This window comes from Pseudomonas iridis (assembly GCF_017980685.1).
Lineage (GTDB): Bacteria > Pseudomonadota > Gammaproteobacteria > Pseudomonadales > Pseudomonadaceae > Aquipseudomonas > Aquipseudomonas iridis.
This window is the reverse complement of record NZ_JACXXO010000029.1, coordinates 1-21031: the sequence shown is the minus strand read 5'-3', so window position 1 is coordinate 21031 and position 21031 is coordinate 1. Positions and strand designations below refer to the sequence as shown.

Annotated in this window: 20 protein-coding genes, 1 rRNA gene and 1 pseudogene; 12 read left to right on the top strand and 10 right to left on the bottom strand. The window is 56.9% G+C overall.

The genetic code is table 11. From position 1 onward, the window contains the following. Positions 1-182: 182 nt before the first annotated feature. A complete protein-coding gene (gene norR / locus IEQ42_RS26870) occupies positions 183-1742 on the bottom strand; it encodes a nitric oxide reductase transcriptional regulator NorR (RefSeq protein WP_210706151.1) in 1560 nt (519 codons plus the stop codon). Positions 1743-1906: 164 nt separating this feature from the next. On the opposite strand from norR, the gene hmpA reads away from it, so the two are divergent. The 8 genes and pseudogenes from hmpA (at position 1907) to IEQ42_RS26830 (ending at position 10336) form a co-directional block, all read left to right on the top strand. Then, positions 1907-3088 carry an NO-inducible flavohemoprotein gene (hmpA, locus tag IEQ42_RS26865; protein ID WP_210706150.1) on the top strand — a complete coding sequence of 394 codons (1182 nt, stop codon included), beginning with the start codon at positions 1907-1909 and terminating at the stop codon, positions 3086-3088. Positions 3089-3340: 252 nt separating this feature from the next. Then, complete coding sequence (locus IEQ42_RS26860) at positions 3341-3850, top strand: disulfide bond formation protein B (RefSeq protein ID WP_042560961.1); 510 nt, start codon at positions 3341-3343, stop codon at positions 3848-3850. 825 nt (positions 3851-4675) lie between these two features. Then, positions 4676-5617, top strand: a complete 942-nt coding sequence (gene cyoA, locus IEQ42_RS26855) for a ubiquinol oxidase subunit II (RefSeq protein WP_042560960.1) — start codon at positions 4676-4678, stop codon at positions 5615-5617. Between the two features lie 3 nt (positions 5618-5620). Further along, entirely contained in the window at positions 5621-7651 is a 2031-nt protein-coding gene (gene cyoB, locus IEQ42_RS26850; RefSeq protein ID WP_042560959.1) for a cytochrome o ubiquinol oxidase subunit I, read from the top strand. Between the two features lie 3 nt (positions 7652-7654). Beyond that, positions 7655-8278, top strand: a complete 624-nt coding sequence (cyoC, locus tag IEQ42_RS26845) for a cytochrome o ubiquinol oxidase subunit III (RefSeq protein ID WP_042560958.1) — start codon at positions 7655-7657, stop codon at positions 8276-8278. Beyond that, a complete protein-coding gene (gene cyoD / locus IEQ42_RS26840) occupies positions 8278-8613 on the top strand; it encodes a cytochrome o ubiquinol oxidase subunit IV (protein ID WP_042560957.1) in 336 nt (111 codons plus the stop codon). The genes cyoC and cyoD overlap by 1 nt, the downstream gene beginning before the upstream one ends. A 10-nt stretch (positions 8614-8623) precedes the next feature. Further along, positions 8624-9511 (top strand): heme o synthase, encoded by an 888-nt coding sequence (gene cyoE, locus IEQ42_RS26835; RefSeq protein ID WP_210706149.1) that lies wholly within the window; start codon positions 8624-8626, stop codon positions 9509-9511. 333 nt (positions 9512-9844) lie between these two features. Beyond that, positions 9845-10336: pseudogene (locus tag IEQ42_RS26830) on the top strand (RidA family protein). A 70-nt stretch (positions 10337-10406) separates the two neighbouring features. Here the strand turns inward: IEQ42_RS26830 and IEQ42_RS26825 are convergent. Both IEQ42_RS26825 and IEQ42_RS26820 read right to left on the bottom strand, forming a co-directional pair. Continuing rightward, positions 10407-11111 (bottom strand): hypothetical protein, encoded by a 705-nt coding sequence (locus IEQ42_RS26825; protein WP_210706148.1) that lies wholly within the window; start codon positions 11109-11111, stop codon positions 10407-10409. Positions 11112-11251: 140 nt separating this feature from the next. Then, entirely contained in the window at positions 11252-12157 is a 906-nt protein-coding gene (locus IEQ42_RS26820) for a LysR family transcriptional regulator (RefSeq protein WP_115147738.1), read from the bottom strand. A 102-nt stretch (positions 12158-12259) separates the two neighbouring features. On the opposite strand from IEQ42_RS26820, the gene IEQ42_RS26815 reads away from it, so the two are divergent. Beyond that, positions 12260-13444 carry an aspartate aminotransferase family protein gene (locus IEQ42_RS26815; protein WP_210706147.1) on the top strand — a complete coding sequence of 395 codons (1185 nt, stop codon included), beginning with the start codon at positions 12260-12262 and terminating at the stop codon, positions 13442-13444. On the opposite strand, the gene IEQ42_RS26810 is transcribed toward IEQ42_RS26815, so the two are convergent. The 6 genes from IEQ42_RS26810 to IEQ42_RS26785 form a co-directional block, all read right to left on the bottom strand. Continuing rightward, positions 13441-13695 carry a Txe/YoeB family addiction module toxin gene (locus IEQ42_RS26810; protein ID WP_210706146.1) on the bottom strand — a complete coding sequence of 85 codons (255 nt, stop codon included), beginning with the start codon at positions 13693-13695 and terminating at the stop codon, positions 13441-13443. The two genes, IEQ42_RS26815 and IEQ42_RS26810, sit on opposite strands and share 4 nt — an antisense overlap. Then, positions 13692-13946, bottom strand: a complete 255-nt coding sequence (locus IEQ42_RS26805; RefSeq protein ID WP_150604324.1) for a type II toxin-antitoxin system prevent-host-death family antitoxin — start codon at positions 13944-13946, stop codon at positions 13692-13694. The genes IEQ42_RS26810 and IEQ42_RS26805 overlap by 4 nt, the downstream gene beginning before the upstream one ends. A gap of 231 nt (positions 13947-14177) precedes the next feature. Beyond that, positions 14178-16097: an alkaline phosphatase D family protein gene (locus IEQ42_RS26800; protein ID WP_210706145.1), complete on the bottom strand. Its 1920-nt coding sequence runs from the start codon at positions 16095-16097 to the stop codon at positions 14178-14180. A gap of 71 nt (positions 16098-16168) precedes the next feature. Continuing rightward, complete coding sequence (locus tag IEQ42_RS26795; protein ID WP_210706144.1) at positions 16169-16906, bottom strand: hypothetical protein; 738 nt, start codon at positions 16904-16906, stop codon at positions 16169-16171. Between the two features lie 83 nt (positions 16907-16989). Further along, positions 16990-17340, bottom strand: coding sequence for a hypothetical protein (locus IEQ42_RS26790; RefSeq protein WP_210706143.1), 351 nt, complete (start codon positions 17338-17340; stop codon positions 16990-16992). A gap of 316 nt (positions 17341-17656) precedes the next feature. Further along, positions 17657-17986 (bottom strand): hypothetical protein, encoded by a 330-nt coding sequence (locus IEQ42_RS26785; protein WP_210706142.1) that lies wholly within the window; start codon positions 17984-17986, stop codon positions 17657-17659. Between the two features lie 264 nt (positions 17987-18250). Here IEQ42_RS26785 and IEQ42_RS26780 point away from each other — a divergent pair, with 264 nt between their 5' ends. Both IEQ42_RS26780 and IEQ42_RS26775 read left to right on the top strand, forming a co-directional pair. Further along, positions 18251-18538: a hypothetical protein gene (locus IEQ42_RS26780; RefSeq protein WP_210706152.1), complete on the top strand. Its 288-nt coding sequence runs from the start codon at positions 18251-18253 to the stop codon at positions 18536-18538. A gap of 99 nt (positions 18539-18637) precedes the next feature. Next, on the top strand, positions 18638-18898 hold the full coding sequence (locus IEQ42_RS26775) for a DUF6429 family protein (RefSeq protein ID WP_210706141.1): 261 nt from the start codon (positions 18638-18640) through the stop codon (positions 18896-18898). A 394-nt stretch (positions 18899-19292) separates the two neighbouring features. On the opposite strand, the gene IEQ42_RS26770 is transcribed toward IEQ42_RS26775, so the two are convergent. Beyond that, complete coding sequence (locus tag IEQ42_RS26770; RefSeq protein WP_210706140.1) at positions 19293-20039, bottom strand: tetratricopeptide repeat protein; 747 nt, start codon at positions 20037-20039, stop codon at positions 19293-19295. A 697-nt stretch (positions 20040-20736) separates the two neighbouring features. On the opposite strand from IEQ42_RS26770, the gene IEQ42_RS26765 reads away from it, so the two are divergent. Then, positions 20737-21031: ribosomal RNA gene (locus IEQ42_RS26765) — 16S ribosomal RNA — on the top strand; the annotation flags it as partial.

Below are 21031 nucleotides of genomic sequence, written 5' to 3'. Positions count from 1 at the left end.
CATTATTACAATCGGATCAGGCTGCACAGCCACAACGGATATCGAACTCCGGTAGCAATGGAAGCCTTGGCAGCATGAGAAATGACCTAAACCCTATAACCGTGTCCAGTATCATTTGACCAGATCAGGTAGGCCCCCTCTCCCTCCGGGAGAGGGCTGGGGTGAGGGTGCTTTTAAGCATTTCAGCTTTTCATGCCCAACCGCTTGGCCATCCGTCCCAGATTCGCCCGATCAAGCCCCAGCTCCCGCGCCGCACTCGCCCAATTATCCTGATGACGTTCCAGTGCCGCACTGATCAACTGCCGCTGGTACGCCTCGGTAGCACTGCGCAAATCCCCGCTGATCAATGGCATCGACGCCACAACCGCAGCAAGCGGCTCAGGCAAGTTATCCACAACCTCACGCGGCAAATCGAGATCCGCCGCACTCAAACTGAGAATCTTCGGCCGCACCTTGCAGTTGCCCAAGGCCTTCAACGCGCTGCGCCCGATCAAGTGTTCCAGTTCGCGCACGTTGCCTGGCCAAGCGTAGGCGAGCAGGGCTTCCTGGGCGTCACTGTTCAGTCGCAGGCTATTAAGGCCCATGCGCGAACGGTTTTGTTCGAGGAAGAAACCGCTGAGCAACAACACATCACGCCCACGATCACGCAAGGCCGGCACCCGTAGCGGGTAGACGCTCAGGCGGTGGTAAAAGTCGGCACGGTAGCGACCGCTGCGCACTTCTTCGGCCAGATCGCGGTTGGTCGCAGCGATCAGGCGCACGTCGACCTGATGCTCCTTGTCCGAGCCTAAACGTTGTAACTGGCCGCTCTGCAGCACGCGCAACAGTTTGGCCTGGACGGTCAGCGACAATTCGCCCACTTCATCGAGAAACAGCGTGCCGCCATTGGCCAGTTCAAATTTGCCGCGGCGGTCGCTGGTAGCGCCGGTGAAGGCACCGCGCACGTGGCCGAACAACTCGCTTTCCACCAACGTGTCGGGCAGTGCCGCGCAGTTGAGGCTGATGATCGGCTTGTCGGCGCGCGCCGAGGCAGCGTGGATCGCCTGAGCCACCAACTCCTTGCCAACCCCGGTTTCGCCGGTGATCAACACGGTCAGGTCGCTACCGCCGACCAGGTTGATCTCTTCCACGAGGCGCTTGTGCGTCTTGCTCTGGCCGATCATTTCGCGGTTCTGCTGACCGCTGGCCTGACGATAAATCTCGGCGCGCTGGTGCTCGTCTTCGACCCGGATCGCCAGACGCTCGATGCGTTCGGCGGCGTTGACCGTGGCCGAGGCAAGGCTGGCGAAGGCTTGCAATACGTCCAGTTCGATCGGCTCGAAGCGTTCCGGATCGAGCGCGTCGAGGGTGATCAGGCCCCAGAGTCTTTCATCGACAAACAGCGGACAGCCGAGGCAGTCGTGGACTTCCAGGTGATCGTCGAGGCCGTCGATCAAGCCGTCGTAAGGGTCGGGCAAGTCGCTGTCGGCGGCAAACCGGGTCGGCCCGGCACCTGCCAGCAAAACTTCAAAGCGCGGGTGCTCACTGACCTTGAAGCGGCGGCCGAGGGTGTCCGTACTCAAGCCATCCACCGCCAGTGGCACCAGCGATTCGCCGTCGAGGCGCAACAACGCGGCGGCATCGCAGGGCAGCAGGGCGCGCATGGCTTCAAGCAGTCGACGATAACGCTCACCCTCCGGCAATTCGCGGGAGAGGTCGGAGACCAGCGGCAGTAGAGCGGTCAGCAAGGATTTGGCAATCATGGTTGTGTAGTCAAAGAGACAAGATGTAGTCGGAGTGACTATAAAGAGCGTTGGGTCGAATTGACTACATGTTTTTTAACCTGCTGATTTATATGGATAAATAAGTTGGCACGGAAACTGATAACTCTAGGGTAACTTTTCCAGAAAGCTCAGGAGTCACCCTTATGCTTAGCGTCCAGGATCGTGCCATCGTCAAATCCACCGTGCCTTTGCTGGAAAGCGGCGGTGAGGCGCTGATCACGCACTTCTACCGCATGATGCTCTCCGAATACCCGCAAGTGCGCCCATTGTTCAACCAGGCGCACCAGGCCAGCGGCGACCAGCCGCGTGCGCTGGCCAACGGTGTTTTGATGTACGCCCGGCACATCGATCAGCTCGACCAGTTGGGCGATCTGGTGGCGAAGATCATCAACAAGCATGTCGCCTTGCAGATCCTGCCGGAGCACTACCCGATTGTCGGTGCCTGCCTGTTGCGCGCCATCTCTGAAGTACTCGGCGAAGAGATCGCCACGCCAGAAGTGATGAGTGCCTGGGGCGCGGCGTACGGTCAACTGGCCGACATTCTGATCGGCGCCGAAACCGCCATCTATGACCAGAAAGAGCAAGCCGTTGGTGGCTGGCGCGGGGCGCGGGAATTCATCGTTGCTGCCAAAGTGGAAGAGAGCGCGGAAATCATTTCCTTCTACTTTGAGCCTGCGGACAAAGGCCCGATTCTGGCGGCCGAGCCGGGTCAGTACATCGGCATGAAGCTGGTGCTGGATGGCGAAGAAATCCGCCGCAACTATTCGCTGTCGGCGCTGGCGAATAAAGGTCAGTACCGTATCAGCGTCAAACGCGAACCGGGTGGTCGCGCGTCCAATCACTTGCACGATCAGTTGCATGTCGGCGCGAGCATTCAGCTGTTCCCACCATCGGGTGAGTTCACCCTGGCTGCCAGCGACAAACCACTGGTGCTGATCAGTGGCGGCGTCGGCATTACTCCGACGTTGGCGATGCTCGAAGCGGCGCTGGAAACCGAGCGCCCGGTGCACTTCATCCACTGCGCGCGCAATGGCAGTGTGCATGCGTTCCGCGACTGGATCGACGGCCTGGCTGCGCGCCATCCGCAACTCAAGCGTTTCTATTGCTATGCCGAAGACGACGGCGTGAGCCCGGCAGCGGACAAGGTCGGGATACTGAGCCAGGAATTGCTCGCTCAATGGCTGCCGGAGCAGCGCGATGTCGACGCCTACTTCCTTGGGCCGAAAGGTTTCATGAGCGCGATCAAGCGCCATCTGAAAGCGCTGGGTGTGCCTGAGAAACAGAGCCGGTATGAGTTCTTCGGGCCGGCTGCTGCCTTGGAATAAATAGCCGAGACCGAGTAGTCCGTATCGCGGGCAAGCCCGCTTCCACAGGTTTCATGGCGTACGCAAAATTCATGTACGACGCTGGACCTGTGGGAGCGGGCTTGCCCGCGATGGCCGTTACACGGTTCCGTTCTGAAATATCCCTTTGAATTAATGGTTCCTTAACCGCTTTATCGTTTATTTCCCCGGTGTAGACTTGCGACAACTTTCAGTCGCCAGACGGCTGAACCATGGACATATAAGGGAAACGCGATGAGCGAGGAAACAATTCGATTGGGACGTGAGCGGCGCTTTCTGGTGCTGCTGGGCATCATCTGCCTGGCGTTGATCGGCGGCGCGCTGTACATGCAGATCGTGCTCGGCGAGGCGCCGTGCCCACTTTGCATCCTGCAGCGTTATGCGTTGCTGCTGATCGCGCTGTTCGCCTTTATCGGTGCGGCCACGCGCACCCGGCGCAGCATCACCGTATTCGAAGTCCTGGTGGTGATCTGTGCGATTGCCGGGGCGGCAGTCGCCGGGCATCACGTGTACACCCAGTTCTATCCGGCGATCAGCTGTGGCATCGATGTGTTGCAGCCGATTGTTGATGATCTGCCGCTGGCGAAGATCTTCCCGCTGGGCTTCCAGGTCGACGGTTTCTGCTCGACGCCGTACCCGCCGATCCTCGGTCTGTCGCTGGCGCAATGGGCGCTGGTAGCGTTCGTGCTGGTGGTGATCCTGGTTCCTCTGCTGGCCTCGCGTAATCGAAAAGCACTGCGCTGAGTCAACTATTGCGCGTTATCGCCGATACAGAAAACGCCCCGATTTGCGGTTCAGCAGATCGGGGCGTTTTGCATTTCAGAGTGTTTGTGAAAACACCGTGACGAACGGCAAGGAAGGGTGTGGCAGGTGTGCGACATGTTGTCACACAGGCGGTGTCGCAAGCCGCCCCACCTACCAGGATTGGCCCACTGTTACAAAAAAGGATTGGTCTGTTTAGGTGTTTTTGGGCTTTTGAACGCGTGTGCCAGATCAGGCAGTTTTAACAAGCGCGGGCAAATGGCCAGAAGCCTTGGGGTATCGGGCTTTGCGCCGATCCAGCCCTCGGAAAAAGCCTTCAGAGCTGTCTGAACTGAGGCGGATACACCTACAAATTTTGGCGTTTTTGTTGAGAATCTATTTCGATAACATGCGGCACTTTTGCAAAAATGGCGATGGATTGTTGCTCGAACGGATAAAAATTATTTCGGGATAAGACATGGTGTATAGGGCGCTACCTATCTACAATCGCCCGCACTGAATTCCCGGCGCTGTTCAGCCTTTATTAAGGAGGCGAGCAGGAAGTCGGGTGTCGAGCAGGCTGTGAGGCTTTCAAGACACCCAGGTGTCGGTGCCTTCCAACTTTCCGCACCAAATGGAATTGGTCTGTAACAAGGCCTTTGACCACGAATTCGAATAAGAACTTACCGCTGTCCCAGGTTTTGTCGAGCGTCTGACGCGCGACGGGCGGCCCTTATTCAATCCAAAGAAAATGCCAACCCTTGGCAGGGTGAAGTGTTGGCGATCAAAACCCAACTGCATTGCGCAAGCTGCTTTAGAGGTCGTGAGATGAGTAAAAACAGGTACCCCAGATTACTAGGCCTAGTGCCGCTGCTCGGCACGTTGTTGCTGGGAGGCTGCAACATGACCCTGCTCAATCCAACGGGCCAGGTCGGCCTGGAACAGCGCAACCTGATCATCACCGCGACCCTGCTGATGCTGTTGGTCGTTGTGCCGGTTATCGTCATGACCTTCCTGTTCGCCTGGAAGTATCGCGCCTCCAACAAAGACGCCATCTACACGCCGAAATGGTCGCACTCGACCAAGATCGAAGTGGCTGTCTGGACCATTCCGGTTCTGATCATCATCGCGCTGGGTTACATCACCTACATTTCGACCCACGAACTGGACCCGTATCGTCCAATCGAATCCGACGTCAAGCCGATCACCATCGAAGTGGTTGCGCTGGACTGGAAGTGGCTGTTCATTTACCCGGAACAAGGCATTGCCACGGTCAACAAGATCGTGTTCCCGGCGCACACGCCAATCAACTTCCGGATCACCTCCGACGCCGTGATGAACTCGTTCTTCATCCCGGGCCTGGGCGGCCAGATCTACGCGATGGCGGGCATGCAGACCAAACTGCACCTGATCGCTGACCGCAACGCTGAAATGGACGGTATCTCCGCCAACTACAGCGGCGCAGGTTTCACCGGCATGAAGTTCAAAGCCATCTCGACGACTCAGGAAGATTTCGACGCCTGGGTAAGTGAAGTCAAGAAGTCACCTAAACAGCTTGATCAAGCTGAATACGCAGCCCTTGCCAAACCGAGCCAGAACAACCCAGTCGAGCTCTACTCCTCGGTCACGCCGAACCAGTTCCAGATCATCGTCGACAAGTACGAAGGTATGAAGCCGGGCAAGCCGCTGAAGCACGAGAAGAAAGAGAAAGAAGTGGCGGCCACGGAAATTGACTCGAGTTCGCATTCAGCTGCCGGGGCAGAGGAGTAAACAATGTTTGGTAAATTAAGTTGGGAAGCGGTTCCTTTCCACGAGCCGATCGTGATGGTGACCATCGCCATGATCGCGCTGGGTGGTCTGGCACTGTTCGCTGCAATCACTTACTTCAAGAAGTGGACTTACTTGTGGACCGAGTGGTTGACCTCGGTTGACCACAAGAAAATCGGCGTGATGTACATCATCGTCGCCATGGTCATGCTGCTGCGCGGTTTTGCCGACGCCATCATGATGCGTACCCAGCTGGCCATGGCCACCGAGGGTTCGCCTGGCTACCTGCCACCTGAACACTATGACCAGATCTTCACCGCTCACGGTGTGATCATGATCATCTTCATGGCGATGCCATTCTTCACCGGCCTGATGAACCTTGCAGTGCCGCTGCAGATCGGCGCGCGTGACGTTGCTTTCCCGTTCCTGAACTCCCTGAGCTTCTGGCTGCTGGTATCCGGCGTTGTGCTGATCAACCTGTCGCTGGGCGTTGGCGAATTCGCCAAGACCGGTTGGGTTGCTTATCCACCGCTGTCGGGTCTGCAATACAGTCCGGGCGTGGGGATGGATTACTACATCTGGGCGCTACAGTTATCCGGGTTGGGTACAACGCTGACGGGGGTTAACTTCCTCGCCACCGTGCTGAAAATGCGTACCCCTGGCATGAAACTGATGGACATGCCGATCTTCACCTGGACCTGCACCTGGGCAAACGTTCTGATCGTGGCTTCGTTCCCGATCCTGACCGCTACCCTGGCACTGCTGACCCTTGACCGTTACATGGATTTCCACATTTTCACCAATGAACTTGGTGGCAATCCAATGATGTACGTCAACCTGTTCTGGGCGTGGGGCCACCCTGAGGTATACATCCTGATCCTGCCGGCATTCGGCATTTTCTCGGAAGTCATCTCGGCCTTCACCGGCAAGAAACTGTTCGGCCACCACTCGATGATCTACGCCTCGGGCGCGATCTCGGTACTGGGCTTCATGGTTTGGCTGCACCACTTCTTCACCATGGGTTCGGGTGCCAGCGTCAACGCCTTCTTCGGTCTGGCGACGATGCTGATTTCCATCCCGACGGGTGTGAAGCTATTCAACTGGCTGTTCACCATTTACCAGGGCCGTCTGCGCTTCACCAGCCAGGTGCTGTGGACGCTGGGCTTCATGGTGACCTTCGCCATCGGCGGCATGACCGGCGTACTGCTGGCCATCCCGGGTGCTGACTTCGTTCTGCACAACAGCCTGTTCGTGATCGCTCACTTCCACAACGTGATCATCGGCGGCGCGGTATTCGGTTACATCGCAGGTTTCGCGTTCTACTTCCCGAAAGCGTTCGGCTTCAAGCTGCACGAAGGCTGGGGTAAAGCAGCGTTCTGGTTCTGGATCTCGGGCTTCTTCGTCGCGTTCATGCCGCTCTATGCACTGGGCTTCATGGGCATGACCCGTCGTCTGAACGCCACCACCAACCCTGAGTGGGTACCGTACCTGTACGTTGCCATGTTCGGTGCGGTGATGATCGCTGTCGGTATCGCCTGCCAACTGATCCAGCTGTACGTCAGTGTGCGTGACCGCAACAAGCCAGAGAACGTTTGCGATCACGGTGACCCGTGGAATGCACACACCCTGGAATGGTCGACCTCGTCGCCACCGCCGTTCTACAACTTCGCCGTGCTGCCTAAGGCTGACTGCATCGACCCGTTCACCGAAGCCAAGGAAAACGGTACTGCGTACCAGCGTCCGGCCAAGTACGAGCCGATCCACATGCCGAACAACACCGCCACTGGCGTTGTGATGGGCGCGCTGTTGACCGTCTTCGGTTTTGCCATGATCTGGCACATCTGGTGGCTGGCAATCGCGAGCCTGGTAGGCACTGTCGTCTACTTCGTGATCCACGCTGCACGTGACGACCAGGGCTATATGGTTCCGGTTGAAACGATCGAGCGCATCGAAGCCGAGCAGCACAAGCGTCTGGTTGCGGCAGGGAAAATCCCGGCCGGTGCCACCCGTGTTGAAACCTCGTTGGAACAGGCTTAAACCATGTCGAATTTAGTGACCAATGCTGGACACGCCCATGGCGAACATGGGCACGATGACCATCACCACGATTCGGGCGAGATGACCGTATACGGTTTCTGGCTCTACCTGATGACCGACTGCATCTTGTTTGCGTCGATCTTCGCGGTATACGCGGTACTGGTAAACAACGTTGCCGGTGGCCCGTCGGGCCACGACATCTTCGAACTGCCATACGTGCTGGGCGAAACCGCTCTGCTGTTGTTCAGTTCGATCACCTACGGCTTCGCCATGCTGGCGTTGTACAAAGGCAAGAAGCAGCAGGTCCTGGGCTGGTTGTTCATGACCTTCCTGCTCGGCGCTGGCTTCATCGCCATGGAGATCAACGAGTTCCACCTGCTGATCTCCGAGGGCTTCGGTCCTAGCCGTTCGGGCTTCCTGTCCGCGTTCTTCACCCTGGTCGGTACCCACGGTCTGCACGTATCCGCAGGTCTGATCTGGATGGGCATCATGATGTACCAGGTCAACAAGCACGGCCTGACGGCGACCAACAAGACCCGTCTGAGCTGCCTGAGCCTGTTCTGGCACTTCCTGGACGTGGTGTGGATCTGCGTATTCACCGTTGTTTACCTGATGGGGACTCTGTAATGGCTAACGCACACTCCCATGACAGCCATGATGCTGGCCACGGCAGCGCCAAGTCGTACGCCATTGGCTTCATTCTGTCGGTAATCCTGACTGTCATTCCGTTCGGCCTGGTGATGTACCCGACCTTGCCGAAGATGACGACACTGGCAATTGTCATGCTGTTCGCAGTGATCCAGGTGATTGTTCACCTGTATTACTTCCTGCACCTGGACCGTTCCATTGCTCAGCGTAACAACGTGATTGCGTTCGTCTTCACGGCCATCGTGATCGTGTTGCTGGTTGGCCTGTCGCTGTGGATCATGTTCAGCATCCACACGTACATGATGGCGAAGTGAGGTAGACCCGATGTCGCTCAAGCACTTTATCCAAATCACCAAACCGGGGATCATTTTCGGTAACGTGCTTTCTGTGGCAGGCGGGTTCTTCCTGGCCTCGAAAGGGCATGTCGATCTGGCGGTGTTTCTGGCAGCCATGATCGGCACCTCCCTGGTTGTAGCCTCCGGTTGCGTGTTCAACAACTGCATCGACCGCGACATCGACCTGAAGATGGAACGCACCAAGAACCGGGTGCTGGTCCAGGGCTTGATCTCCCTGAAACTGGCCCTGATCTACGCGACCATCCTTGGTGTTCTCGGCGTTGTATTGTTGTACAAGGTGGCCAATCCGTTGGCCGCCCTGTTCGCGGTAATCGGCTTCGTGATCTACGTCGGCTTCTACAGCCTGTACCTCAAGCGCAAGTCGGTTCACGGCACGCTGGTGGGCAGTCTGTCGGGCGCCATGCCGCCAGTGATCGGTTACGTCGCTGTAACCAATAGCTTCGACATGGCCGCGCTGGTTCTGCTGGTGATGTTCAGCCTGTGGCAGATGCCGCATTCCTACGCCATCGCGATCTTCCGCTTCAACGATTACCTGGCCGCATCGATTCCGGTGCTGCCAGTGAAGCGCGGGATTAAAGTGGCCAAGAAGCACATCCTGCTCTACATCCTGGCGTTCCTCGTGGCGACCTTGATGCTGACCTTCAGCGGCTACGCCGGCATGAGCTACCTCGCCGTCGCCGCCGCGATGGGCATGTACTGGCTGTACATGGCCTGGACCGGCTACAAGGCAGTGGATGACACGGTCTGGGCACGCAAGCTGTTCGTGTTCTCGATCTTCACCATCACTGCGTTGAGCGTCATGATGTCCCTGGACTTCAAGGTGCCGAGCGAGTTGTTGCTGACTTACGCGCCGTAAGGTTTACAGGTTGTACAAGAAACCCCGCCATCGAGAGATGTGCGGGGTTTTTTGTTGGCTGACTTTCGGTGATTGAGGCGCCATCAATCGCGAGCAGGTACCACCTCCACGCGATACCTTTGTAGGAGCTGCGGCACGCTGCGATCTTTTGATTCTGATCTTTAAAACTACAATCAAAATCAAAAGATCGCAGCGTGCCGCAGCTCCTACAGGGTTTAGTTGCGGTATCAGAGTAAACCCCCTAGATTCGGATCCAACCATGACAGTGATAGCGCCATGCCATTTCCCGGGTGCTCAACTGTTCTTCATGCACCGCTAACGAGGCTGGGCGAAATGACTGAGAGGATGACCTGCGACGAACGCTTCATTGCCCTGGCACAAGAGCTGAACTACGACATCCACGGTGAGAACACCGCCGGCGGCAACTACGCACCGCTGATCCGTCATCACGATGAGCTCTACATCAGCGGCATGGTGCCACGTACCCACGGCAAGATTCAGTACCCCGGTCGGGTTGGCCTGGAGTTGACGCTCAAGGACGCATAGGCCGCCGCGAGTATCAGCGCGATGCGGTGTCTGGCGCTGATCGTCGATGCGGTCGGTTCGCTGGACAAGATCCGGGCGCTGTTGCGGGTCACGGTGTACGTGAAGTCCACGCCTGACTTTGTTGACCTGAGTGAGGTGGCCAACGGTGCGTCGGATGTGTTCAGCCATGTGCTCGGCGATGCTGGTCGGCACACGCGCTCCACGGTGGGTGTCTATCAGTTGCCGAAGAATGCGGCGATTGAAGTCGACATGATTGCGGCATTGCACTCGGGCGCTTAATCCTCGCGCCGGAAAACAAAAAGCCCCGCCTGATCAATCAGCGCGGGGCTTTTTCGTCAGCGTGGCCAGGTTACTGCGCGGCGATGCTGTAGCCATCAAATGCGGTCCGCTGCTGCAGGGCCGTGATGATGTTCTTGCGGTTGACGGCCTGTTCGGTGCCGGCATTGTCGACGAAGGTTTCGCTATCGATTTCGGCTTCCTCACCCTCACCGACGAAGGTGAAACCAAGGAACTCCAGCGCTTCACGGTCAACATTCAGACGCGAGCGTGGCGTGCGCAATGGCAGGGTCACGCTGCTGCCATCCTTGCTGATGGTGAAGATTTCGACTTCTTTCTTCGCCCTTGCCGCTTTGCTCTTGCCGCCGCTCGGGTTGCTGATCGCCTGATGGGTCTGGTTCAGTACTTTGAGCGCCAGGCCGTAGACGATTTCCTGAAAAGCCGGATCGTCCTTGAAGCTAGAGAGGATGCGGCCGATCGAGAACTTGCTGCTCAGGTCTTCGAGGGCGGCGATGTCGGCAGCCTCGGCATCCTTGAGGCTCTTGAGTTGACCCATCAGTTCGTAGGCCTTGTCGTCATCGAAGCGGTCGTGCGCCTCCCGGATCGCGGTGCGCAGTTCACGGATCTGGTCGCTCTCGCGGGTCGACTGGAACGCGTCCAGCACCATCTCGCTGATGATTTTGGCTTGTGGCAGGTGTTGTGAAAGATTGATGGAGTTTTCGTATTCCGCTTTGGACGATTCGGTGACTACGGATTCAGCGGTGTTGAAATCGGACATTGAAATTTCACTACTTTTTAACTTGAGTGGAGATGAGCAAGCACGGGGCTTTTTCAGGTCGACTAATTTAGGGGAGCGGGGCGACGTTGTCACGGAGCAACGGGCTGGTGGTCGAGTTTTTTCCGTAGCTCACCGCTTGATCAGGATCTGCCCCAGGCTGTCATCGCAAACTCGACGAAACGTCTGAGCTTGGGCAGTCGATACCGATCCGGGGCGTACAGCAGGTGCAATGGACGGCTGGGCGGCTGGTAGTCGGGGATTACTGTGACCAGTCTGCCATCGCGCAGGTCCTGTTCCACCAGTGCATCGGGCAGCATCACGATGCCCATGCCGGTGCGTGCGGCCTGATGCAAACCGGCGGAGCTGTTGATCAGCATCGGGCCGCTGACGTCGACCATGATTTCGCCGTCCGGGCCGCTGAGGCGCCAGCGCTTTTCCACCGATTGCCAGTCATCGCCGGTGGGGTAGGCGAATGACAGGCAGTCATGTTGTTGCAGGTCTTGCGGAGTCAGCGGCATGCCGCGCCGTGCCACATAATCCGGCGACGCGCAGACCGTCAGGGTGTAATCGATCAATGGCCGCGCGATCAGGTTGGACTGCTCGAAGTTGCCCAGCCGAAAAGCGACATCGAGCCCGTTTTCGAGCAGGTCCGGACGGCTGTTGGTCAGCACCACATCGAGTTTGACCTTTGGCCATTGCAGGGAAAACTCACTGAGCGCCGGGGCCATGCGTTCAACGCCGAAGGTCAGCGGTGCGGTGATGCGCAAGATGCCGCGAGGTTCGTCCAGAGCCTGTTCGGCGAGGCGTTCGGAATCGGCCAGCAGGCCCAGCACTTCGAGGCAGCGCTGGTAGTAGACGCTGCCGAACTCGGTGAGCCGTTGCCGCCGGGTAGTGCGTTGCAGCAATTGCACACCAAGCCGTTGCTCCAGCGCTCGCAGATGATTGCCTACCATCGTCGTCGACATATCGCACTGCAACGCGGCTGCCGTCATGCTTCCGGCTTCAACGACTTTGACGTAGACGTTCATCGACTGAAACAAATCCATTATCAAGCCCAGCTTCTAAATGATTGAAGTTTTACCGAGTTTATCCAGTTCTGGTGGCTAACCATACTGCAAACACACCGACCTTCACTGGAGTTTGAAGTCATGACCGCCGCCCTGATGAACACCTACCAACCACTTGCCCTGAGCTTCACCAAGGGCCTGGGCACTCGACTGTGGGATCAGGCTGGCCGCGAGTATCTGGATGCGGTCGCCGGGGTCGCCGTGACCAACGTCGGCCACTCGCACCCGCGGATCGTGTCGGCCATCAGCGAGCAGGCCGCACTGCTGCTACATACCTCCAACCTGTACAGCATCGACTGGCAGCAGCAATTGGCAAAACGGTTGACCGAACTGTCGGGGATGGAGCGCGCGTTCTTCAACAATTCCGGGGCCGAGGCCAATGAAACTGCACTGAAACTGGCGCGGCTCTACGGCTGGCGCAAAGGGATCGAGCAACCGCTGGTGGTGGTGATGGCCAACGCGTTTCATGGCCGCACGCTCGGCACGTTGTCTGCCAGCGACGGGCCGGCGGTGCGTTCGAGCTTCAGTGAACTGCCGGGTGATTTTGTCAAAGTCCCGTTCGGTGATCTCGCCGCAATCGAGCAGATTCAGCGCAAGCACGGCGAGCGGATCGTGGCGATACTGGTCGAGCCGATTCAGGGCGAAAGCGGCGTGCAACTGGCGCCGCCCGGTTACCTGAAAGCCCTGCGCGACATCTGTAACCGGCATGCCTGGTTGCTGATGCTTGACGAGATCCAGACCGGCATCGGCCGCACCGGCCAGTGGTTTGCGTTCCAGCACGAGGGTTTCGTCCCGGACGTCATGACATTGGCCAAAGGACTCGGCAACGGTGTGCCGATCGGCGCGTGTCTGGCGCGGGGCAGGGCGGCGGATCTGTTTACGCCCGGCAGTCATGGCAGCACGTTTGGCGGTAACCCATTGGCCTGTCGGGTTGGCTGCACCGTGCTGGACATCATCGAAGAACAAGGCCTGCTGGAGAACGCTCAAGTGCAGGGTGAGCGCCTGTTGACGCGGCTACACGCAGAGTTGGCGGACAACCCCAATGTGCTGGCGATTCGAGGGCAGGGATTGATGATCGGCATTGAGCTGAAACAGCCGATTCGGGATCTGACACTGATCGCGGCGCGGGATCATGGGCTGCTGATCAACGTCACGCGCGGCAAGACGATACGGCTGCTGCCACCGCTGACGATTGATGAGCGGGAGGTGGGGATGATTGTTCGGGGTGTTGGGCGGACGTTGGGTAATAGCTTTGCGGCTGGTTAGTATTGATATCTGCATGTGAAGACGCAGATTTCACCCTTGTCGATCTTGTACACCAAGCGATGCTCGGCAGTAATCCGTCGAGACCATAAGCCGCTCATATTGTGCTTGAGCGGCTCAGGCTTACCCACACCTTCAAAGGGCTGGCGTTGAATTGCTTTGATCAACAGATTGATGCGTTTGAGTCCGGCCTTGTCGTTCTGCTGAAACCATAAATAGTCTTCCCAGCCTGTTGGCGTGAACTCGATTTTCATTCTTCGATCAATTGCCTGACTTGGGCTTTACCAGCGCGCTCTTCGCCAATCGATTTGATTAGCCGCTCGGCGTTGGCGGGGGAGCGCAGCAGGTAGGCTGTTTCCTCGAGTGCGTTGTACTCAGCCAGCGACATCATTACAACGGGCTCACCTTTTTGTCGGGTGACAAGAAGTGGGGCTCGATCTTCGTTGACGCGATCCATCGTCTCGGCCAGGTGCGCACGGGCTGTTGTGTAGTTGATGGTTTGCATGAAGTAGTCCTCGCTGGATGCAAGGAACGTACAGAAATGAGTACATGATGACAAGGCGATACCTACCAGTGGTTGTTTCGCAGGCGGGCTGACTGCGAGCAGGTTTAGTATCACTTAAGAACTGTGGAGACGTTTCTGAGAAGGATGTAATCCTTATCTGCGGTCCCATGCATCAAGTAACCGTCCAGTTGTCGTCATCTCACATTCTCACTGTAGGAAAAGGACAGGCGATCAGTCCGGATAATCCGCCAAATCCGGCGCCAGCATCCGCGTCTTCGGCGCGCCGTTCGAGTTGTGCTGAATGATCTCCCGCGGCTGCCCCTGTTCATTGAAAAACACCTGACCGATCCCCGCCGAATTCCACAGGCGCTCACCGGCCTCGGCGTGTTCCGGCGTATACGGCACGATGCGCATGCGGCGGCGTTTGGTCAGCCAGTTGAGTGGCGAGCGTGGTGAATAAAGCCAGCGGTTGAGCCGATCAAACCACTCCAGCAACGTAGGCGGGAACTCGTTCTTGATGCCGCTGCTGGTGATCTGCCAGATTCGCGGGCCGGCCTTGCGGTGTCGGATCAGCACTTCGTAGACGAAGGAATAATGCACATCGCCGGACAGCACCACGTAGTTTCCTGGCGTGCGCGAGTGTCGGAAAATGTTCAGGATCACCTGCGCGGCGCCCCGGTGGGCCATCCAGTTTTCGGCATCGACCAGCAGTGGAAAACCGCACCAGCTAAAGATCTTTTGCACGGTTTCAATCAGCTTCACACCGAAGATCGGCGCGGGTGAAACGATGATCGCCGACGGGTGATCGAGCAACTCCTGCTGCAGTTCGCTCAACGCTTCCCAGTCGAGCAGTCCTGAGGGTTGCTTGAGCGCCATTTCGCTGCGCCAGCGTCGGGTCCGGGTGTCGATAACCACCAGCGCCGGGCTGGTTGGCAGCACGAAATGCCAGTGCTGAAAGCGCAGCAACTCATCAATCAGATCATCCTGCACCGGGCTGTCGAGGTAATGATCATCGCCGCTGGCAATCAGACGTCGAGTCTTCACCAGCACATCCTTGAACGCGTCCGGGTTATTGCCCCAGCCCTGGCACAACATGTAGGCGATCAACGCATTGCCGATGATGCGTTTGGAGAACGGATGGCCGTAGGCCGTTTCCTCCCATTGCGCAGAAAGATTCCAGTCATCGGTGATGTCGTGATCGTCAAAAATCATCAGGCTCGGCAGATGCGCCAGCGCCCGGGCGACGTTGCCCAGCCCTGCCTTGAAAGCATCGATACGCGTCTGTTCGAGGTTGTAGCGCTTGAGGCGCTCGGGCGTCAGCATTGGCGCCGTCGGGTTGATCAACGCCCATGCCACCGGCGACCACACCAGCAAATACATCGCCATGACTTCGGCAAAGGTCACCAGATGATTGTCGGCGCTGCTGCTGGTGAAAATCGGCTTACGCGCACCGCCGAAAAATCGCTCGCGCAATGTCTCGTTGCTCTCAAGTGCCGGTAATAAATCCGCACGATGGTAGTAGCTTGCCGGATGGTCATAGAGCTTGGCGCTATCGCTGACCACGGCGCCTTCGAGGTGTTCGTCGAACAGGCCGAGGCGTCCGATCAAGGCATGAATCGCCCGCAGCGTCGGCCCCGCGACGTCATCGGCGTAGACCTGATCGCCACTCATCATCAGCAGCGCCGGGCGCTGTTGCGGGTCGGTTTCGGTGGCCAGCAGTCGGTCGACGCAGAGCAAACCATCCACCGCCGGATGGTGCGGCTTGCGGCAAGAACCGTGCAACAACTGGTCGATCCGCGAACGCACCACGAAGTTTGGGCTCTTGGCGTCGCCATACAACAGATGTGGCGCCCAATCGGCGATGCACGCGCCGCCATCAATCAACACGTCGTAATCGACAAACTCGTCGAGGGGCAGGGCGTTTTCGAGGCTGACATCAATGAGATGAACGAATGCGCGAGTGCCTACGGGAATGACCGTGCATTTCTCGGCATCCAGAGGAATGTCTCCTACACCTTGCACGCGCAAAGTCAGCGACAGTTGGCGCGTGCCAACCAGCCACAGCACCAGTCGCTTGGGCTCAAGCCGTCGCAACAACGGGCCGGCCAAAACCGGTGGCAGCGGGATCAGTTCATCAAGTGTTGGGGACATCCGGGGACAAGACTCAAGGCGCACGGCCGGCGATGATAGCGCAGCCGGCGCCTTGAACGCTTAAGTGAGGCTTAAGAGTCGGCTTTTTGCAGTTTCAGACCCAGCAGACGCCATTCGGCAGGCGTCGCGTCAACTCTTGGCTGCTCTTGCACGGAGCAATCGAAACGGTAGGTGACATCGTCGCCGGTCATGTTGCGAGCGATGACGGTGTTGCTGAAGGTGTAAACCTGATCCTTGAAACGGTGGCTGACGAGGCTTTTGCTGTCAGCAAAGCGAGCCGACGCGGGGAAGCGCAACGTGCCGGTCACGAACGGGCTGCACATGACATACGCGAGCATCGACTTGTCGGCTTGTGCATCACTGCGAAACTTTTTGCTCAACGCCGCCAGGGCTTTGCGCCCCTGGTCGTCACTCTGGTCCAGCACGGTTTGTACCGCCATCGACTTCGGTGCTCGGCTGGCGTAGTTCGGCAGCAAGGCAGAGTCGGCGGGCGAAGGCTTGTCATCCGGTTCGATGGCGGCAAACACCGGCGCATCTTTCAGCGCAGCGGCGGGCGTGACTGACTCGGCCTCAGGCAATAAAGAGGTCGGTTCGACGACCTGCGTGTTTTCAGCCTTCGCCGCCTCGTAGTCATGGGACGAAGGAAACAGCGATAAAGTGATCGACAGCACCACCATCGCAACAATGAAACCACCCGCTGCGCCGACAATGTTGCCGTAGAAAATATTCCAGCTGCCGCGGTTCTTCACCACCCAGCGCCACATGAAACCCCAGGCCGCGACAAACGCCAGAAAATGCAAAAACTCCATTTGATCCTTTCCTTAACTTTCAGTAACCGACAACAGGCATTCGCAGAGTGCCGCGAAGAGGCGCAGCACGATATCAAAACAGACTACTCATTGAGAGCAAAGATACTCATCATGACTACGCCGGCCACTAGACCACCAAGCGCGCCCAATAAGTGTCGCGCGACTGCATGTTCCGGCTGAGGTTGACTCGCGATCCACATCCACACGCCGAACAAGGCACCCAGACTCGTCATGAGCGCAATGATGCTGTAAGCCAGGTTCTTCGGGTTTTCAAGATCGAACACATCCTCTAAAACCACAGCCGATACCACGTAGACGATCAAGCCGCTGCCGAGCCCCGCAAGGTTGGCGAGAACCAGATTCCATTCACCTCGGCTTTTTACAACCCAAGTCCACATGCCGGCCGTGATTGCCATGGCCCACAGAAATTCCATCGTGCTCGTTCCTTGATGACAATGTCAGTGGAGCTGCCATTTGCGCGCTCCGACTTAAAGTGGACGGCAAGATAGCAAACCAGTAGCGTCGTGCCACACACTTGATTCCTGTAATGGACTACACATGTCGACTATTGCTTCGGCCGCCATTTCCGCGCCGTGCGGAACGTCAAACCCTATGTGATCTGCACCGCCCATCCTGATGAGGGCAGTTGCGCAGTCTGTAAGGAGGTCGCGGTGCCGGGCGGGGAAAGTGTGGAAAGAGGCGAGAGCATCGATAGGGACGCGATTTTGTAAGAATGCTCGGGGCGGACAATCACAAAATATCTTTCAAGTAACCCTTGAGGGCGAGGAGCGGCTGATCGAGCTGCTTCAGCGATTGCGCCTGGCGGAAGTCGGCAGACAACTTGTGCAGCTCACGCCCCAACGGTTTCTCGACACCGCCCAAGGCATCCATTGCCAGACCAAGACACTCGTTCATCTTCAACTGAATGGTCTCGACATCACCCCGCCGCACCAGCAACTCGAAAATGTCCTTCTGGTAATCACCCATGACCATGTCGTCCCGCAGAATCGGGCTCAGACCTTCTTCCTCGTAAGCGAGCTTGAGGGAGAAGAGGGCGACTGTTTCCAGTGACGTTTCCATGGGGTGCCTTTTGCGATGTCCTTCGTAACAAGAGATGAGGGTTCTGGGGGCAGCCAACGCTGCACCGGGGACGGACGCGATTATACGTAACCGACTGCATTCGGGGGAGTGATCAACAAACTCAGAGTGGTGACGCTGCATTCAAAGCGGTTCTGATAAATTCTCCATCGCTAAAATCGCTGACAGGGAGTCATGCATGGCAAAACCATTCGCACAAATAACCAAACCCAAAACGCGGCAGTTAAGACCATCGGCACTGTAACGATGAAAAAGTTACTGATCGGGGCGGCGCTCGTGATGGGGGCTATGCTCTACAGCGGCTACTACCAAGCCCTTGAAGACGGTGACATTGAAACCATCCTGTTTATCAAAAAGCATCCGACGTGGCAGATGAGGTTTCACAACATCCACGCCAACGACGGAGAGATCAGGCAAGTGGAACGGCTTACGGACGAGGAGCGAAAAATGATCATCGATTACTGTCGGTATCGACTGGGGCTCGATACGGCGCTGAGAACGCAGGATGATGTTGAGAGATGCAGAATTAAATAGCCCCGTTCGATAAGGTTTACGGGTACAGGCCCGGTCGAATGGGGAGTTGTGCCCCCACAAACTCGACGTTAAATGTTGAACGCAAGCGGAGTGACGACCATGGAATACGACGACAAGCTGATGGAGGATGCCGTGCTCGCCCTGTTGGCAGCTTTAAGTTCAGATGACGGCAATGCCTGGAAAGGCTTCGACTTCGAGATCATGAACCGATTGCATGAGCAGGGTTTCATCAGTAATCCGGTGAACAAGAGCAAGTCGATCTGGTTGACAGATGAAGGCATGCAGCGAGGTCGAAAGATAGCTGAGCGGTTGTTTGGGGGGAGTGCACAAGCTGAGCCCGCTTCCAGCCCTGAGACCTGATCTCATGCGGCTTCATCGGCTGGATGCATCTGAAAATCATCTAGCCGAGGGCAACCAGTTTTCTACAGACGAAAAAAAGGCCTTGCCTAAGCAAGACCTTTCTTGATTTTGGTGCCCGAGGGGGACTCGAAAATAACATTAATTACCTGATTAGTATAGATTAAATTGGATGTACATCTTTTTGTGTACATGATTTTATACTTGGCATGTATTTTGATTTGAGCAGTCGGGCGGGGAGAGGTTTTTATTCTTCGCTTTTTTAGTTTCCGACGAGATGTATGTTGTGCGGGCCATTTTGGTTAACAAAGCAATCAGGTTTGTTGGAGTCTGGCCTGCTGCTATAGGCAACTGTCGATCCGAAGTTGACGGTAGCGAGAGGCAGACACTCAGAAACTCAACCGCGAACCAGGTAGGCCCCTGAGGGAACCCGATATCGCAGCTTCTTGCATTTGCCGGGTGCAGGTTGATGCCCCGGCTGACGATCAGGAAACCAAATTCGGCATTTGCCCGGGGGCGGCATATGGCCGCGGGGAATCTCAATGTCGGCGTCAGCACGCTCTGGCTCGACATTAGCCATTTGCAATGTTCCAGCCGTCGGTGCATCCGAAAACCGAACCGCCTCTGCACCAGCGACGTTGGCAGCATCGCGCCCGGTGTCCGGAATAGACTGCTCAACAACCGCCATTTCCGCTTCGCGGCGCCTTTGGATCTCCTCTTCCTGCCCCTTCTGTACTGCGACCAGGTCTTCTTTGGCAGTGGGTGGGGCACCCGAAAATTGGGCCTGCTGCGCCGCCTGGATCAATTGAAAGTTGCGGTTGCGCAATTCCACGTTGCGACCAACCCGCATGTTCGAGCGCGCCGCCAAGGTTTCGGCCTGCTGGTATTGCCCCTGCTGAAGACGCAATACACCGAGGTAGTGCAGCGTCGCGGGATTGTTCGGCTGGATATGCAGGGCACGCTCCAGCGTGGCGGCGGCCTGGTCCAGTTGGCCATTTTCATACTGCCGCGAGGCTGTTTCGATCAGGGTGGTTGATGCACTGTTGCTTTGCGCAGGCGCTCTTCGCTCGGCAGCAACAGAACAAAACGACACGGCGGCGCAGAACACTAGGATGAGGCCCGGCAAAAAACTCTTGGTTGGCATCAGGGGGCGGACTCGACTGAACTCGGACGGCACTGCCGTAAAACAGACCACAGCGCTGCTCGGTATATCCGATACAGGGCCGCTATTGACCTGGCCAGTACCCTGAAGTTCCTGCTGCAACGACCGTCGCAACCAGTATCATTTTTTACCACCCCCAACATCTGAGCATGATCTGTTGCTGCACTTCATGCAGGGCAGAAAACGGCCCAAAAGCGGTCAGTTAGCGTCTTCGAGATAAGGGGCGATTCAGTGACGACGTGGTCTGGGTTCTCTGTTGCTCTGATGCTTTGTACGGATCTTTGAAGTTTTTATAGTGGCAGCTGAGGCTTTTTGGTAAGGAAAAAGAATTTCTAGATTGGGGGGTTGACGACTAATTTTAATGCTGTAGTATTCGCCTCCCGCTAACGAGCAGTTTGATGTTGATTTTGGCTTAAGCAATTGATTTTATTGATAAAATCAGGGCTTTTAAGGGTTCTGCTTTTGGGGTGGTGCATCTAAGGTGCGCGCCTCGGTTGAGACGAAAGATCTTAACCAACCGCTCTTTAACAACTGAATCAAGCAATTCGTGTGGGTGCTTGTGGAGTCAGACTGCTAGTCAACAGATTATCAGCATCACAAGTTACTCCGCGAGAAATCAAAGATGTAACCAACGATTGCTGAGCCAAGTTTAGGGTTTTCTCAAAACCCAAAGATGTTTGAACTGAAGAGTTTGATCATGGCTCAGATTGAACGCTGGCGGCAGGCCTAACACATGCAAGTCGAGCGGATGAAGAGAGCTTGCTCTCTGATTCAGCGGCGGACGGGTGAGTAATGCCTAGGAATCTGCCTGGTAGTGGGGGACAACGTTTCGAAAGGAACGCTAATGCCGCATACGTCCTACGGGAGAAAGCAGGGGACCTTCGGGCCTTGCGCTATCAGATGAGCCTAGGTCGGATTAGCTAGTTGGTGAGGTAATGGCTCACCAAGGCGACGATCCGTAACTGGTCTGAGAG

What these genes read in the sequence shown, in the direction of transcription:
- norR (WP_210706151.1), bottom strand. Translation starts at nt 1,742, where the DNA reads ATGATTGCCAAATCCTTGCTGACCGCTCTACTGCCGCTGGTCTCCGAC.
- hmpA (WP_210706150.1), top strand. Translation starts at nt 1,907, where the DNA reads ATGCTTAGCGTCCAGGATCGTGCCATCGTCAAATCCACCGTGCCTTTG.
- IEQ42_RS26860 (WP_042560961.1), top strand. Translation starts at nt 3,341, where the DNA reads ATGAGCGAGGAAACAATTCGATTGGGACGTGAGCGGCGCTTTCTGGTG.
- cyoA (WP_042560960.1), top strand. Translation starts at nt 4,676, where the DNA reads ATGAGTAAAAACAGGTACCCCAGATTACTAGGCCTAGTGCCGCTGCTC.
- cyoB (WP_042560959.1), top strand. Translation starts at nt 5,621, where the DNA reads ATGTTTGGTAAATTAAGTTGGGAAGCGGTTCCTTTCCACGAGCCGATC.
- cyoC (WP_042560958.1), top strand. Translation starts at nt 7,655, where the DNA reads ATGTCGAATTTAGTGACCAATGCTGGACACGCCCATGGCGAACATGGG.
- cyoD (WP_042560957.1), top strand. Translation starts at nt 8,278, where the DNA reads ATGGCTAACGCACACTCCCATGACAGCCATGATGCTGGCCACGGCAGC.
- cyoE (WP_210706149.1), top strand. Translation starts at nt 8,624, where the DNA reads ATGTCGCTCAAGCACTTTATCCAAATCACCAAACCGGGGATCATTTTC.
- IEQ42_RS26825 (WP_210706148.1), bottom strand. Translation starts at nt 11,111, where the DNA reads ATGTCCGATTTCAACACCGCTGAATCCGTAGTCACCGAATCGTCCAAA.
- IEQ42_RS26820 (WP_115147738.1), bottom strand. Translation starts at nt 12,157, where the DNA reads ATGGATTTGTTTCAGTCGATGAACGTCTACGTCAAAGTCGTTGAAGCC.
- IEQ42_RS26815 (WP_210706147.1), top strand. Translation starts at nt 12,260, where the DNA reads ATGACCGCCGCCCTGATGAACACCTACCAACCACTTGCCCTGAGCTTC.
- IEQ42_RS26810 (WP_210706146.1), bottom strand. Translation starts at nt 13,695, where the DNA reads ATGAAAATCGAGTTCACGCCAACAGGCTGGGAAGACTATTTATGGTTT.
- IEQ42_RS26805 (WP_150604324.1), bottom strand. Translation starts at nt 13,946, where the DNA reads ATGCAAACCATCAACTACACAACAGCCCGTGCGCACCTGGCCGAGACG.
- IEQ42_RS26800 (WP_210706145.1), bottom strand. Translation starts at nt 16,097, where the DNA reads ATGTCCCCAACACTTGATGAACTGATCCCGCTGCCACCGGTTTTGGCC.
- IEQ42_RS26795 (WP_210706144.1), bottom strand. Translation starts at nt 16,906, where the DNA reads ATGGAGTTTTTGCATTTTCTGGCGTTTGTCGCGGCCTGGGGTTTCATG.
- IEQ42_RS26790 (WP_210706143.1), bottom strand. Translation starts at nt 17,340, where the DNA reads ATGGAATTTCTGTGGGCCATGGCAATCACGGCCGGCATGTGGACTTGG.
- IEQ42_RS26785 (WP_210706142.1), bottom strand. Translation starts at nt 17,986, where the DNA reads ATGGAAACGTCACTGGAAACAGTCGCCCTCTTCTCCCTCAAGCTCGCT.
- IEQ42_RS26780 (WP_210706152.1), top strand. Translation starts at nt 18,251, where the DNA reads ATGAAAAAGTTACTGATCGGGGCGGCGCTCGTGATGGGGGCTATGCTC.
- IEQ42_RS26775 (WP_210706141.1), top strand. Translation starts at nt 18,638, where the DNA reads ATGGAATACGACGACAAGCTGATGGAGGATGCCGTGCTCGCCCTGTTG.
- IEQ42_RS26770 (WP_210706140.1), bottom strand. Translation starts at nt 20,039, where the DNA reads ATGCCAACCAAGAGTTTTTTGCCGGGCCTCATCCTAGTGTTCTGCGCC.